Source organism: Deinococcus murrayi DSM 11303, from assembly GCF_000482805.1.
GTDB classification, from domain to species: domain Bacteria; phylum Deinococcota; class Deinococci; order Deinococcales; family Deinococcaceae; genus Deinococcus; species Deinococcus murrayi.
Genome location: NZ_AXWT01000024.1, coordinates 27,951 through 42,252, shown reverse-complemented (window position 1 = coordinate 42,252; position 14,302 = coordinate 27,951). Strand labels below are relative to the sequence as shown.

Genomic DNA, 14,302 nt, shown 5'->3' with positions numbered 1-14,302 from the left:
TGGCTCAGCGCTGGATGCTGAACACCGGGCTGACGTACGTCTCGATGTGGTTGGGGTTGCTCTCGTCACCCAGGGCCTTGAGGACGCGCAGGCGCAGGCGGTAGTCGCCGTTAGGGGCCGGGTTGCCGTTGGCGAGAGTGCCGTTCCAGCTCCAGGTGTAATAGGCGTTGCTGGTCGGGCCGCTGTAGCTGTTGCTGGCGTTGCGGGGCAGGTACTCGTCGTACGACACCGTATCGACGAGGTTGCCGTTCGCGTCTAGCACGTCCATCGCCAGCCAGCGCGACTGGTGCGCGAGGTGCACCCAGATGCGGGGGATATCAAGCGTGGTACCGACCTGGCCCAGCGTGAAGACGGGCTTGGTGGCCGGGGTGCCGCCCCGGAAGTACAGGTTGCCCCGCACCGCGTCATAGAAGGCGGGGAAGGGGAAGGGCGTATTGCCCAGACCATAGCCCGGCAGCGAGATGTCACCCAGCACACGGATGCTCTGGTAGTCACCCTTAAAGCCGCCGTAGGGCACGCTGAGGCTGACGCCGCTGGCGTTCGTGTTCGTCAGGCGAATGTATCCACCGTACTGCGAGCGGTCGGCAGCCCCGGCGGGGGCGGTGATGCTCACATTCAGCTCGGCGGTGCCACCCGCCGGAACAGTCACGGTGGTGCTGGCCTGACCGTTGATGGTCACCGTCGCTGCCGCTGCGCTCGGAGCGGGCACGAACGTGGTGCCGCTGATGGTCAGGGCTGCCACGTGGGTCACCTGATAGGTCTGGGGGGTGTTCCCGTTGTTGCGAATGGTGAGCACTTTGGTGCGGGTGGGCATGCCGTCGCTCTCGCCGAGGGCAATCTTGCTGGGCGATACACTCACGCCGCTCTGGAGCGCTGCGAGGGCCGCCGGAGCGTTCACCACACCCGCACCCTGACGCTGCACATAGTCCACAAAAGAGGACACATTGCCGCTCAGGAAATAGTTACTCGGCTTGGCCGTGTTTTGCAGGAGGCGGCGGGCCTCACCGTCAATCTTGCCCAGCTGCGGATAACGTTCGAGCAGCAGCGCCGCCACTCCCGCGACGTGCGGGGCCGCCATGCTGGTGCCGCTGAGGACCGCGTAGCCGGTCGGCTCTTTCGTCAGGGGGTAGGTGCTCTTGATGAGACCGCCCGGTGCCGAGAGGTCCGGCTTGAGGTCGAGGTCAGGCGAAGAGCCGTAGCTCGTGAAGCTGCTGAGGGTTCCGCCGGTGGGGTTAGCAAACAGATCACGCTGCCCCGTAAAGGTTACGCGGGGGGCGGCACCAGAGCTGACCTGATTGCCCATCCGAGCGCCGTCCACATCGGACAGACCGACGACTGGAATCTCGATGACCTGGTTGTCGCTGGCCGTGCTGGGCGCGACCGTCGGCGAGAGAACACCAGGAGCGTTGTTGAAAATCAGCACCGCGCGGGCACCCGCGGCCTGCGCGTTGAGCGCCTTCTCACGGAAGGTGCAGCCTCCACGCCGAATCAGGACGGCTTTGCCCGTCAGGCTGCCGGGCGCAAAGGGGTTGGCCCCACTGACGAAGCAGCCGTCTGCCGTCGCCGCATTCGTAACGCCGGGGCCACGGGTGACTTCCAAGTTCAGGCCCGTGCTGGGGCTGGGCGCACCCGTCGCCACCGTGTAGGGCACGCGGGCACCGTCCGTGCTGACGGTCAGGTAATCCATCTCCAGCTTGGCATTGTCCACCGAAGCCACCGCAATCACGTTCGCGCCGAGACTGGGCGCTCCGGTCGCATACTGTCCATCGGCGCCGCTATTTCCCGCCGAGACAGTCACGATGACGCCGCGCTTAGAGAGGGCGCTGGCCGCCTTCGCGGTAGGGTAGTCAGGCCACTGGAAGCTTGCGCCAATGCTCATGTTCAGGACCTGCATGCCGTCAGCTTCAGCCCGCTCCATCGCCTGCAACATGATGTCGGCGCTGGTCGAGCCTTCACAGCCAAACACCTTGTAGGCCCCAAACATCACGTCAGGAGCGACACCCTTAAAGCCATTGGTCGGGTCATTGGCCCCCACGATGCCTGCCACGTGCGTGCCGTGGCCGCCGCAGTCATCGGCATTTTCATCGGGCGCAGGGGTAAAGTTACCGTTCGCACCGAACGCGTCCCCCACGAAGTCAAAGCCGGTGATGATGCGGCCCTGAAACGCCGGGTGATCATAATCGATGCCGGTGTCCATGATGGCCACCTTGACGTTCTTCCCCGTAATCCCCAGCTCATCACGCAGAATGGAGGCCCCAGTCATGGTGGCAGCCGTTTGCACTTGCGGAACGGACGGCTCACCACTGACTTCAGTGACCGGTCGCTCAATCTTCACAACGGGGAAAATGTTGACAACGCCAGGCAACCGGGCCAAGCGGTTCGCTTCCTCAGCGCTCGCAGTGACGCTCAAGCCGTTAAAGAGGCGCTGGTAGCTGGCAAACTCCTGAAGCTTGAGGCCCGCTTGAGCGGCCCGGAGCCGGAACTCAGCCTGCTGGCTGCGAATGCTCTGGGCACCCAAAGCCGTGGGATCGCCCGCAAGTTCCACGAAGTAGCGGCCCGTCTCGCTGACCGGCACGTCGGCGGCGCGGATAGACGCCGAGGTTCCCTGACGCGCAGGAGCTTGACCGTTCGGCGTGTTGGGGGTGCTGCCGCAGCTCGCGAGGGCAATGGCGGCAGTCAGAAGCAGCAGGGCATGACGGGGAGTGTTCAAGGGAAGTCTCCTGTACTCCGGCAGGAAGCCGGGCGAGAGGCGAACGCCTAGCGGCGGCTGAGAGACAGACGGTAAAGGTTGGTCGGTCGGTCGTCGGTCGCGCGTGGGTCGTCGAAGATGCGGAAACTGGTCACCACAATGTAGTACGTTCCTTCCTGCGGGAGATTGAACAGCAGCTCGGCGTCATAGCCGGGGCCGCTGTCGTCGTCCTGCTCGAACACGGTCTTGCCGTCAGGAAGCAAAACCTGAACATAGGGGTCAAGGGTGCTGTGGGGAAAAGGGCCGCTCTGGCCGCTGACGGTGAGGCGCAAACGGTCATCCGCCGCTCCCGTAAACCGGTAGACATCGATGTCCCGCGGCTTCCCGGCAATCACACCGTCCACGCTCTGACCAATCTGGATGGGGGCTGCACGGTCTACGGAATCACCCGCGTCGATGTCTACATTCAGCGTCGCTCTGGCTTCGCTGGTCTGCCCAGCGGTGTCGTAGGCCCGCGCCGTCAGCGTTCTTTGGCCCCCTTGCGCCGCTCCAAAGGTGAGGGTGACGGCATAGGGAGCCTCCTGGCGGAGACCGACGCGTTCTCCGTCCAACCAAAACTCCACCCGGTCAATGCCCTGGTCGTCCTGAGCGGTAGCCGTCAGCGTGACCGGACTTTCGGTGGCCACCGTCAAGACCTCCGGCGTGAGACGCACCGTGGGAGGCGTGTCCGCGGTGGGCAGCACAGCGACCTCCACCTGGCGAAGCACCTCGGATACCCCCCCAGCCCCATCAAACAGGCGAATCCGCAGGGTGTGCGGCCCATTGTCCGCTGCTGTATAGGTCAGGTCCACGGAGAAGGGGGCCTGCTCGTCGGTCGCGACCGGACGGCCATTGTCGTAGACCTCGATTTTCGCGAGCGACTGTCCCGCAGCAGGCCGGACCATCACGGTGTAGCTCGTGGGGCTGTTGCGTTGGACAGTCACCTCGGCCCTTGGAGACCCCGCGACCGGTCCGGCCACGGTGACCGTGGTCGTCGCCTCGGCCACATTGCCGGAAGTATCGGCAGCCACCGCCCGGTAGACCCACTCGCCCGCCCCCAGGGAAGTCAGGTCGTCTCGGAAAGTGTAGGGCTCGGAAGTATCCTCACCGAGGCGCGTCGTGCCCCGGTAGAACGTCACACCCGCGATGCCCCGCTCATCCACCGCGGTGGCTGTCAGGTCCACCGGACCAGGAGCCGCGAGCACCTGGGGCGACGCCGACAAGCGCACGGTAGGCACCACCGTGTCAGCAGAGCCGGGCAGGGACGGGCTTCCAGGCGCAGCGCCGGGACCACAAGCACACAGCAGGCTCGTCAGCAGGGTCAGGGGCAGAAATCGGTTCATCGGGGTCCCAGTGGGTCACGTCTTCAGAAACGTGAATGGAGAGCGGGAGGATGGAGGCCTGCCCAGAGAGCGCGAACCCCGTTCGCTTCCACGTTCATCGTTCCGTCGGTGACCGCACTATAAGACCTGCCTGAGCGTCGCACAAATGTTACTCATGTCACCCTCACCGCCGGGGGGCGGGGTGGCCCCCCGGTCCCAGGCCCACCCCCGTTGCCCCGGCAAGCGGGCACAGCCGCAAAACTGCCCGCACGTCCTCCAGGGTCACGCGCCCGAAGCGAGCCACCTGCTCATCCGTCGTCAGGGCCTCGCCCAGCGCGAGCCAGTCCATCCCCAGCGCAAAGAGGCGGCCCCCCGGCGTCTCGGCCCGCAGCAGGGTGGACACCGCCAGCTTGCGGGCGGCGCGGCGCACCCGCTCTGGCGTCAGGCCCTCCCCGGCGCGGCGCAGCACCTCCAGGAAGGTGGCGTGCGCCTGCGCGAAGCGCTCCGGGTCGCAGGAGAAGCCGCCCTCGAACACGCCCGCGTCGGTGTAATCGAGGTGCGCGAGGTCCGCGCTGTCACAGAGGCCGCTGTCCAGCAGCGCCCAGTACAGGTCGCCGTTCTCGCCGCCCACCAGCTCGGCGAGCACCGCCGCCGCCTCCCGCAGGGGGTGACGGGCGGGCAGGCCAGGGAGGGCAAAGGCCGCCTGCACCCGGCTGAGGTTCTCATCGGGCAGAAAGCGGAAGGTGCCGGGGTGACGCGGCGCGGCGGGGGCGGGGGCCGGAGCCGGGGGGCCGCCCGGCCAGCTCGCGAGTTCCCGCCCCGCCCAGGCCGCCACCGCGTCCGGGTCAAAGGCTCCGGTCACGACCAGGGTGACCCGCCCCGCCCCGTAGCGCTCCTGCCAGTTACGAACGAGCACCTCGCGCGTCAGCCCGCCCACCGTCTCCGGCGTGCCCAGGATGGGGTGGCCCAGCCCGTGCCCCCCCCAGTAGTCGGCCCGCAGCGCGTCGGCCACCCGCACGGCGGGCTGCTCGGCGTACATGGCGATTTCTTCCAGGATGACCCCGCGCTCGGCCTCGATGTCCGCCGGGCGCAGGGCGGGGCGCAGCAGCTCGGTCAGGGTCCCCAGCAGCTCCGGCCCCTGCTCCGGCAGGGTCGCGGCGTGGTAGACGGTCGCTTCTTCTCCGGTAAAGGCGTTGGCGTGCCCGCCGAGGTCGTCGAGGCGGGCGTTCAGCTCGGCGGCGGGGACGGATTCGGACCCCTTGAACATCAGGTGTTCGAGGAAGTGCGACGCGCCGAGTTCGGTGGGGCGTTCCTCCCGCGCCCCGGTCGCCACGAAATAGCCCGCCGCGACCGTCTCGGCGGCCTCATCGGGGTCGAGGAGGAGGGTCAGGCCGTTCGGCAGCCGCTCACGCCGGGTCACGCGGCCTCCCCGGTGCCCTGGTCCGCTGCCCCCGGCCCCAGGGTGACCACCGTCGCCCCGGCGAGGGGGTCGTATCCGGCGAGGAAAGAGTTGACCTCCTCCAGGGTGAGGGCAAGCAGCGCCGCCCGCAGCTCGGCGGGAGGCCGCACCCGGCCAAAGAGAGCGAGGTCGCGGGTGAGGCCCGCCGCCCGCGAGCGCAGGCTTTCGGCCCCGAAGACCACCCCGGCGAGGAGGCCCCGGCGTGCCCGCCCGAACTCGGCCCCCTCCAGCCCGGCCCGCAGGCGGCCCAGCTCCGCGAGGAGGACCGCCAGCGTCTCCGGGGCGCGGTCGGGCGTGCTGCCCGCATAGACGCTCAGGAAGCCCCCGCCCCCCAGCACCACGGGCGAGGCCCCCACGCTGTAGGCCAGCCCCCGTTCCTCGCGCACCGCGTGAAAGAGGCGGCTCGCGCTCCCGCCCGACAGCGCCGTCAGCGCGAGCTGCCAGCGCAGCCAGTCGGGGCTGAGGGGCGCTGCGCCGGGGGCCGTCACACTGAGGTGGGTCTGCTCGGCCTCCGGGTGCAGGACGTGGGCGCGGGCACCGGGCACAAAGCGGGCGGGGACGACCCGCGCTTCCCCCCCCTCCCAGCCCGCGAAGGCCCCCTGCGCGAGGCGGCGCACCTCCTCCGGCTCGGCGTCCGCCACAACTCCCAGCACGCTGCCCCGCGCCGGATACCCGGCATGAAAGGCACGCAAGCCCTCCACCGTCAGCCGCGCGAGGCCCTCCCGCGTGCCGCTCGCGGGGTGGACGTAGCCCGCGTAGGGCGAGGCGGGGTCGGGCGCAAAGGCCACCCGCCGCGCTTCCACCGCGAGGCGGTCGGGGGGGCTTTCCTCCAGCGCTTCGAGGTCCTGCCGGGCGAGGTCGGTCAGGGTGGGGAGTTCCTCCGGCGGCAGGTGGGGCCGCAGCACGAGGTCGGCGGCGAGGCCCAGCGCGGCGGGCAGGTCGCCCAGCAGCCCGCTCAGGCTTACGCGGGTCGCCTCCGGCCCTACCCCCCCGCCCCGGCGCACGCCAAGGTCATCGAAGGCGTCCCCCAGGGCGCGGGCGTCCCGGCCCCCGGCCCCCTTGGAGAGCCACTCTTCGAGCACGCCCGCCGCCCCCTCCCTCCCGCGCGGGTCGTGAGCGCTCCCCACCGGAATCCGCAGGTCGAAGGCAAAGCCCGGCCCCCGGCGGCGCTCGAAGGCGACCGTCAGGCCGGAATCCAGGGTCCAGACGTGGGTGGAAGGGGCGGCGGAAGAACTCACCGGGGGAGTGTAGCGGCTGGGCCGGGGGAGGCTAGGAGCCAGGGTCGCAGTCTTCCTCTCCCGCCCGCCGCAGCGCCGCCGGAGGCCCCGCCCGCAGGGTCAAGCGCTCGCCCGTCAGCGGGTGGGCCAGGGTCAGCCGCTCGGCGTGCAGGAGGTAGCCGAGGTCGCCGGGGAGGCCGGGGTTGTCCGCGCGGGGCAGGCCGCCGGGGGCGTAGAGGGGGTCGCCCAGGAGGGGATGCCCCGCCGCCGCGAGGTGAATGCGAATCTGGTGGGGCCGCCCGGTGTGCAGGTCGACCTCGAAGAGGGTGGCCCCGGAGCGCCGCTCCAGCACCCGCGCCACGCTGAGGGACGGTTTGCCGAACGCGCTCGCCGCGTACACCGTGCCCAGCCGGGGGTGGGGCACCGGGCCGACCGGCGTCGTGAGCGCCCGTTCCTCCCAGTCGGGGTGGCCCGCGCCCAGCGCCCGGTAACCCTTGCCCACCTCGCCCGCCCGCCACGCCCGCGCGAGGGCCGCCGCGGCTTCAGGGGTGAGGGCGAACAGCACCAATCCCGACGTGCCGCGCCCCAGCCGGTGCAGGGGCCGCGCCCCCGGCCAGCGCCGCCGCACCCCGGTCAGCAGGGTGCCCTCCAGAAAGCCGCCGCCCGGCAGGGTAGGCAGGCCAGAGGGCTTGGCGACCGCGAGGAGGGCCGCATCCTCGTGGACGACCGCGAAGTCGAGGGGCACGGCCTCCTCCTCCCAGGGGGGGCGGTGCCAGTCGAGGTGCCCGCCAGGGCGCAGTTCCTCCCCGCCGTGGGCTGTTTTCCCGTCCAGCCGCACCTCGCCCGCCGCCAGCCGGGAACGCCACGTCGCCTCGTCTGAGTGCCCGTGTGCCCGCACGAGGTAAGCCAGCACGCTCAGGCCCCGCGCCCAGGCGGGGACGCGCTCGCGGTGGACGTGGCCGGAGTTGAGCGGCATGAGAGAAAGGGTAACCCCCCGACCGTGCCCTGGGGCGCTCTGCGGGCGGGAGCAGGCCGCCATGCTGGGGACGTGCGCCGTGTCCTCCGCTTCCTGCTGATGCTCGCTGTGCTCGCCGGGGCCGCTTCCCTGCTGTGGCCGTACTTGGAAAACGCCCGGCGCTACTCGGCCCTGCTCGCCGCCCCCACGCCGACCGAGGGCAGCCTGCCCAACCCGCTGCCCGGCCAGTCCTTGGTGGACACCTGGGGCGCGGCCCGCTCGGAGGGGCGGCGGCACGAGGGGGTCGACATCTTCGCCCCCCGCGGCACCCCCATTCGGTCCACGACGCCGGGCGTGGTCGTCAACGTGGGCGAAAACCGCCTGGGCGGGCGCACGGTGATGATTCTGGGGCCGGGCGGACAGCGGCACTACTACGCCCACCTGGAGCGTTACCGCGAGGACCTGGGGGAAGGCGACTGGGTCGAGGCCGGGGACGTGGTGGGCTACGTGGGCGACAGCGGCAACGCGCAGGGCACGCCACCGCACCTGCATTACGGGATTTACGGGCCAGGCGGCGCAATCAACCCGTATCCGCTGCTGCGCCAGGAGTAGCGGCCAGCAGTCAGAGGTGCGGCGTCAGGTTCACCCCCGTCACCAGCGCCGTGTGACTCTCCCGCGAGAGTTCGACCGTGGCGAAGGCCGTGTCCCCGAAGCGGAACCAGGCCCGGTGCCCGCCAGTCAGCTCGCGCAGCAGGGAGTTCAGGAACCCCCCGTGCGACACGACGAGGGCGTGTTCTCCCCCGCCCTGCCAGAGCTGCTCCAGCGCGAGCAGGGCGCGGGCGCGGATGGCCGCCTGCGACTCGCCGCCCTCACGGGTGAGGGGCGAGAGGTCGTGGCGGAAGCTGGGCAGGGGAAAGCGTTCCTGCGCCTCCTCACGCGGGAGGCCCGCCAGTGGGCCGTTGTCCCATTCCCTCAGCAGTGGGGCCGGGGTGACGGGCAGCCCTAGCGCCCCCGCTACCAGGCTCGCCGTCTCGTGCGCCCGGACCAGCGTTGAAGCGTATACCCGGTCGAAACCGGGCGGGTGGGCCTGCCAGTGCGCCGCGAGTGCCCTCGCCTGGGCACGGCCCACGTCCGTGAGCGGGGAATCGTAGCGGCCCTCGTGGACCCCCTCGTCGTCGGCGCGGCTGCGGCCATGCCGCAACAGGGTGAGACGGAAGGTCACGCGGTCCTCGTCACCAGCAGGACATTCTCGCGGCGGCTCACGCGGACCTCGGTGCAGAGCAGGCGCGGGTGGGCGAAGAAGGCCTCGCGCAGGCTTGTGGCACGTGGCCTGTAACCTGGAGGAGAAAGGCCGCAGCAGAAGCCATCGCCGACGCTCGTCCACCAGCCACAAGCAACAGGCCACACGCGCCTCTCACAGCTCCCCCCGGTACTTCTCCACGAGGTCATCCAGCGCTTCCCGCAAGAGGCTGGCCTCGGTGCGGCCCAGCGCGCCCGACAGCTTGGAGAGGCGTTCCAGTTGGCTTTTGGGGTAGTAGTTGGATTTGAGGACCATCTTGCTCTCGACGTAAATGCAAGCCCGGCCCCGGCCCTCGCGCTTGGCCCGCAGCAGGGCCTCGTCGGCGGCGCGAGAGAGGTCGGCGAAGGTGTGGGCGTGGGCCGGGCGGGCGGCCAGACCCACGCTCAGGCCCAAGGTACGCGGCCAGTGGGGGTCGCGGTGGATGTGGAAGTGCCGAATCACCTCGTCAAAGAGAATCAGCGCTGTTTCCGGAGCCGTTTCGGGCAGGAGAACCGCGTATTCGTCGCCCCCCAGCCGCCCGATGACGCTCCCGGTGGGGAGGCTCCCGGCGAGCAGCCGCTCAACCCCGCGCAACACCCGGTCGCCCTCGGTGTGTCCCAGCGCGTCGTTGAGCGTTTTGAAGTGGTCGAGGTCAAGCAGGGCCAGGGTGACCGGAGCGCCGCGCAGCTCCTCAAAGGCAGCCTCGAAGGCGGAGCGGGTCAGGATGTCGGGGCGGGGCATGGCGAAGCTCCAGGGATAACATGGGCAACGTAAAGACCCATAATGTATATACGTTGCTCTGCCAGCTTAACACAGCGTGCCACGTTTCTGCCCTCTGGGTCGACCTTGAGCCGACCTCACTCAGATTGTTGTTCTCAGGGTGTTGACATTGTTGAGCGTAGGCGACTAGGATTCCGCCTGGAACGGCGAAAACCGCCCTTCTGGGCGGACGTCGCCCCAACGCCATCTCAGTTCCAGGAGGTTCATTCATGCTCAAACCATTAGGCGACCGTGTCCTCGTCGAAATCATTGAAGAAGCCGAGCAGAAGACCGCCGGGGGCCTGTACGTGCCCGATACCGCTAAGGAAAAGAGCCAGCGTGGGAAGGTCATCGCCGTCGGCAATGGCAAGCTGCTCGACAACGGAACCCGCGTGCCGCTGGACATCAAGGAAGGCGACACCGTGTACTTCGCCAAGTACGGCGGCACCGAAGTCAGCCTCGAAGGCAAGAACTACTCCATCCTCAGCGAACGCGACATTCTGGCCATCGTGGAGTAAAGCTTCCAGCGGCCATCTTCCAGGTTTCAGCTAGAAGCGCGGTCGCGGAGGCCCAAAGCGTTGCATTTTGAGCTGGCTGCTGGCCGCTGACGGCTGGCTGCCCTTTCCAAGGAGACCCCTCATGCCCAAACAACTCGTGTTCGATGAATCCGCCCGTCGTAGCCTGGAGCGCGGCGTCAATGCCGTCGCCAACGCCGTCAAGGTGACCCTGGGGCCGCGTGGCCGCAACGTGGTCATCGAGAAGAAGTTTGGCTCGCCCACGATTACCAAAGACGGCGTGACCGTCGCCAAGGAAATCGAGCTGGAAGACAAGCTCGAAAACATCGGTGCCCAGCTTCTGAAGGAAGTCGCTTCCAAGACGAACGACATTACGGGTGACGGCACCACCACCGCCACCGTGCTGGGCCAGGCCGTCGTGAAAGAAGGTCTGCGCAACGTGGCGGCGGGCGCTAACCCCCTCGCCCTGAAGCGCGGCATCGACAAGGCCGTCGCCGCTGCCATCGAGGAAATCAAGAAGCTCGCCGTTCCCGTCGAAGACAGCGACGCGATTAAGAAGGTCGCGGGCATTTCGGCGAATGACGAGCAGGTCGGCCAGGAAATCGCGAGCGCGATGGACAAGGTCGGCAAGGAAGGCGTCATCACCATCGAAGAGAGCAAAGGCTTCGACACCGAAGTTGATGTCGTGGAAGGGATGCAGTTTGACAAGGGCTACATCAGCCCCTACTTCATCACCAGCCCCGACACGATGGAAGCCGTCCTCGAAGACGCCTACATCCTGATCAACGAGAAGAAGATTAGCGCCCTCAAGGACCTGCTCCCCGTGCTGGAGAAGGTCGCCCAGACGGGCCGTCCCCTCCTCATCATCGCGGAGGACGTGGAGGGCGAAGCGCTCGCGACGCTGGTCGTGAACAAGCTGCGCGGCACCCTGAACATCGCCGCCGTCAAGGCTCCGGGCTTCGGCGACCGCCGCAAGGAGATGCTGCGCGACATTGCCGCCGTGACCGGGGGTCAGGTCGTCTCCGAGGACCTCGGCCACAAGTTGGAAAACGTCACGATGGACATGCTGGGCCGCGCCAAGCGCATCCGCATCACCAAGGATGAGACGACGATCATCGACGGCATGGGCAACCAGGCCGACATTGACGCCCGCGTGAACGCCATCAAGGCTGAGCTGGAAAGCACCGACTCCGACTATGCCCGCGAGAAGCTCCAGGAGCGCCTCGCCAAGCTGGCGGGCGGCGTGGCCGTGATTCGCGTCGGCGCGGCCACCGAAACCGAACTCAAGGAGAAGAAGCACCGCTACGAGGACGCCCTCTCCACCGCCCGCTCGGCGGTCGAGGAAGGCATCGTCGCGGGGGGCGGCACCACCCTGCTGCGCATCATTCCCGCGGTCCGCAAGGTCGCCGAGGGGCTGGAAGGCGACGAAGCGACCGGTGCCCGCATCCTGATGCGCGCCCTGGAAGAGCCTGCCCGCCAGATTGCTGTCAACGCGGGCGAGGAAGGCAGCGTCATCGTGAACGCGGTGATCAACTCTGACAAGCCCCGCTTCGGCTTCAACGCCGCGACGGGCGAGTACGTCGAGGACATGGTCGCTGCGGGCATCGTCGACCCCGCCAAGGTCACCCGCACGGCCCTGCAGAACGCCGCTTCCATCGGTGCGCTTATCCTGACCACCGAGGCCATCGTCTCCGACAAGCCGGAGAAGGAAAAGGCCGCTCCCGCGGGCGGCATGGGCGGCGGCGACATGGGCGGGATGGATTTCTAACAGAACAAGCTGACAGTGGCCAGCGACCAGCGGCCAGAAGCCGGGGAAACCATGCCCCGGCTTTTTCTGTTTTGGTCGGGGCGAGCGAGGGGGCTGCCCCGACCCTTGTTGCTGGCAGGTTGCTGGCAGCCGGAAGCTGGCTGCTGGCCGCTTCTCTACGCCCCGTACTTGTTGAGCTTCAGCGCGTTGGCCATCAAGAGCGGCATCACGTCGGTGCCCCGGCGCAGGCCCAGGCTGCCCCTCCCCGCTTCTTCTTCGGTATAGCGGGCGGCCAGGTCCTTACGTCCGTAGGGGCTGTGAATCAGCAGGGGCACCGGGTGCCAGGAGTGGCTGCCCAGCTTGCTGGGGGTGGAGTGGTCGCCCACGATGCACAGCACGTCGGGCCGCAGCTCGCGCAGTCGGGGCAGCAGGGCGTCAAACAGCTCAATCTTTTTGACCTTGGCCCCGAAGTCGCCGTCTTCTCCCGCCGAGTCGGTCTTCTTGACGTGGAAGTAGAAGAAGTCATAGTCGGCCCAGTGCGCGGCAAGCGCGGCAACCTTGCCTTCCAGCGCATCTTCCTCACCCTGCACCTCCAGCACGTCCATCCCGACGAGGCTGGCCAGCCCCTTGTACATCGGGTAAGAGGCGATGCAGGCCGCCCGCAGCCCGTAAGTGTCGGGGAAAGACGGAAAGTGCGGCACGTCGCTGTACCCCCGGAAGAGCACCCCGTTGACCTGCGACTCGCCCCGCAAGGCGGTCTCAGCGCGGGCCACAAACTCGTTGACGAGGAAGGCCGTGCGCTCGCTGGTGGGGTCGCCCGCCTCGGCAACCTGCGGGGGCACGCCCGTGACCTGCGGGTCCACGTCGCTGAGGTTCGCGCCCAGGCCCTGCCCGGCCTCGTCCACCCCCTGCGAGCGGAAGACCACCACAAAGCGGTGTTCGGACTCGGTGTAAATCTCGACCGGAGTGCCGTCAATCTCCGGGATGGCCGCCCGCAGCCGCGCCACGGTCTCGGCATTCTTCTCGTCGCTGGGGCGTCCGGCGCGGCGGTCCACAATCACCCGGTCCGGCCCCAGGGTGGCGAAGTTGCCGCGTACGGCCACGTCCCCGGCCCGCAGGCGCACGCCGATGCCCACCGCCGAGAGCGCCCCGCGCCCCACCACATAGCGCAGCGGGTCGTACCCGAAGAGGCTGAGGTGGCCGGGACCACTCCCCGGCGTGATGCCCGCCCCCACCAGTTCGACCTGGCCGAGTTGCGATTCCAGCGCCAGCGCGTCGAGGTTCGGCGTGGTGGCCGCGGCCAGTTCGGTGTCTCCGTTCACAGTCAGGGGCAGGCCCCCTACCCCGTCGAGCACGACCATCAGAATCTTGCTGTCGGTCTTCTTGGCGATGTGGCGAATGGTCTCCATCAGGTCGCTCATAGCGCTCACTCTAGACCGCCGGGCACGTGCGGGGGGCCGCCCCCCGGTGGGAAGGCGGCCCCCCGGCGGCAGGTGTGCGCGTCAGCGCCCGTCGATGCGCCCGTCGGCGGCGTCGGCGACGGTGGCGTCGAGTTCGCCCACGATGGCCTCCGCCTTGCGCTCGGCCCGCGCCTCACTCATAGCGGGCTGGCGGGTGGCGAGGTAGGTTCCCATCCCCGCGATGACGGCCATCACCCCCCAGAACACGGGCTGGGGCATATGGAGGGTGGGCACCCAAGCAAAGTGCTCGTGGGCGGCCTCCAGCGTCTCTACGCCGAGCTTGACGGCAATCCAGCCCACCAGCGCGTAGGCCACGTTGTCGAGGGCCGGGTAGCGATTGAGCAACTTGAGAAAGAGGGTTGCCGCAATCCGCATCAGGATGAGGCCCATCACGCCGCCGATGACCACGATGGTGAGGCCCTGCTCGCGCGGCATATCGCGCGGGATGAGCGCCACCCCCGCCAAGATGGAATCCACGGAGAAGGCGAGGTCGGTGAGGTTGAGCAGCACCACGGTGGCCCAAAAGCCCCGGCCCTTCGCATTGGCGGCGGCCTCGTCTTCGCCGTGGCCCCCCTTGGTGAAGTGGCTGATGGCGAGGTAGGCGAGGTAGAGGGCACCAAAGGCCCGCAGCCACCAGTACTCCAGCACGTAGGAGGCCAGCAGCACCCCCAGAATGCGCAGCACCACCGCCCCGCCGATGCCGTAGGCGAGGGCCTTGCGGGCGAGGTCACCCCCCAGGTGCCGCACCATGACCGCCAAGACAAGGGCGTTGTCCGCCGAGAGCAGGCCTTCGAGCAGCAGCAGGGTGCCGAGAATCGCCCAGGTCTCGGCGTTAAAGGGCGGCAGTTCGAGGTTGAACAT

12 protein-coding genes are annotated in these 14,302 nt (G+C 68.7%); 3 read left to right on the top strand and 9 right to left on the bottom strand.

What is annotated here, in order from left to right:
• Nucleotides 1–4: 4 nt before the first annotated feature.
• The 5 genes from H565_RS16960 to H565_RS0106115 form a co-directional block, all read right to left on the bottom strand.
• Entirely contained in the window at nt 5–2,710 is a 2,706-nt protein-coding gene (locus tag H565_RS16960) for a S8 family serine peptidase (protein ID WP_027460267.1), read from the bottom strand.
• A gap of 47 nt (nt 2,711–2,757) precedes the next feature.
• Entirely contained in the window at nt 2,758–4,071 is a 1,314-nt protein-coding gene (locus H565_RS0106130; RefSeq protein WP_027460266.1) for an Ig-like domain-containing protein, read from the bottom strand.
• Between the two features lie 163 nt (nt 4,072–4,234).
• Nucleotides 4,235–5,470, bottom strand: a complete 1,236-nt coding sequence (locus H565_RS0106125; protein ID WP_027460265.1) for a M16 family metallopeptidase — start codon at nt 5,468–5,470, stop codon at nt 4,235–4,237.
• Nucleotides 5,467–6,747: a M16 family metallopeptidase gene (locus tag H565_RS0106120; protein ID WP_027460264.1), complete on the bottom strand. Its 1,281-nt coding sequence runs from the start codon at nt 6,745–6,747 to the stop codon at nt 5,467–5,469. Before H565_RS0106120 ends, H565_RS0106125 begins: the two co-directional genes overlap by 4 nt.
• 31 nt (nt 6,748–6,778) lie before the next feature.
• The gene (locus tag H565_RS0106115) at nt 6,779–7,702 is read right to left on the bottom strand and encodes an RluA family pseudouridine synthase (protein WP_027460263.1); all 924 of its coding nucleotides are present in this window, start codon (nt 7,700–7,702) and stop codon (nt 6,779–6,781) included.
• Between the two features lie 72 nt (nt 7,703–7,774).
• On the opposite strand from H565_RS0106115, the gene H565_RS0106110 reads away from it, so the two are divergent.
• Entirely contained in the window at nt 7,775–8,293 is a 519-nt protein-coding gene (locus tag H565_RS0106110) for a M23 family metallopeptidase (RefSeq protein ID WP_027460262.1), read from the top strand.
• Between the two features lie 10 nt (nt 8,294–8,303).
• Here the strand turns inward: H565_RS0106110 and H565_RS0106105 are convergent, their stop codons facing one another.
• Together H565_RS0106105 and H565_RS0106100 are read right to left on the bottom strand one after the other, a co-directional pair.
• Complete coding sequence (locus H565_RS0106105) at nt 8,304–8,903, bottom strand: histidine phosphatase family protein (RefSeq protein WP_027460261.1); 600 nt, start codon at nt 8,901–8,903, stop codon at nt 8,304–8,306.
• Between the two features lie 192 nt (nt 8,904–9,095).
• Nucleotides 9,096–9,701 (bottom strand): diguanylate cyclase, encoded by a 606-nt coding sequence (locus tag H565_RS0106100; protein ID WP_027460260.1) that lies wholly within the window; start codon nt 9,699–9,701, stop codon nt 9,096–9,098.
• A 248-nt stretch (nt 9,702–9,949) separates the two neighbouring features.
• On the opposite strand from H565_RS0106100, the gene groES reads away from it, so the two are divergent.
• Complete coding sequence (groES, locus tag H565_RS0106095) at nt 9,950–10,237, top strand: co-chaperone GroES (RefSeq protein ID WP_027460259.1); 288 nt, start codon at nt 9,950–9,952, stop codon at nt 10,235–10,237.
• 121 nt (nt 10,238–10,358) lie between these two features.
• Nucleotides 10,359–12,002: a chaperonin GroEL gene (gene groL / locus H565_RS0106090; protein ID WP_027460258.1), complete on the top strand. Its 1,644-nt coding sequence runs from the start codon at nt 10,359–10,361 to the stop codon at nt 12,000–12,002.
• Between the two features lie 155 nt (nt 12,003–12,157).
• Here the strand turns inward: groL and H565_RS0106085 are convergent, their stop codons facing one another.
• Nucleotides 12,158–13,402, bottom strand: coding sequence for a 2,3-bisphosphoglycerate-independent phosphoglycerate mutase (locus H565_RS0106085; protein WP_027460257.1), 1,245 nt, complete (start codon nt 13,400–13,402; stop codon nt 12,158–12,160).
• Between the two features lie 81 nt (nt 13,403–13,483).
• Nucleotides 13,484–14,302, bottom strand: coding sequence for a TerC family protein (locus H565_RS0106080; protein ID WP_027460256.1), 819 nt, complete (start codon nt 14,300–14,302; stop codon nt 13,484–13,486).

Coding starts and splice junctions, on each gene's coding strand:
- H565_RS0106130 (WP_027460266.1), bottom strand. CDS start 4,071: ATGAACCGATTTCTGCCCCTGACCCTGCTGACGAGCCTGCTGTGTGCT.
- H565_RS0106115 (WP_027460263.1), bottom strand. CDS start 7,702: ATGCCGCTCAACTCCGGCCACGTCCACCGCGAGCGCGTCCCCGCCTGG.
- H565_RS0106100 (WP_027460260.1), bottom strand. CDS start 9,701: ATGCCCCGCCCCGACATCCTGACCCGCTCCGCCTTCGAGGCTGCCTTT.
- groES (WP_027460259.1), top strand. CDS start 9,950: ATGCTCAAACCATTAGGCGACCGTGTCCTCGTCGAAATCATTGAAGAA.
- groL (WP_027460258.1), top strand. CDS start 10,359: ATGCCCAAACAACTCGTGTTCGATGAATCCGCCCGTCGTAGCCTGGAG.
- H565_RS0106085 (WP_027460257.1), bottom strand. CDS start 13,402: ATGAGCGACCTGATGGAGACCATTCGCCACATCGCCAAGAAGACCGAC.
- H565_RS0106080 (WP_027460256.1), bottom strand. CDS start 14,302: ATGTTCAACCTCGAACTGCCGCCCTTTAACGCCGAGACCTGGGCGATT.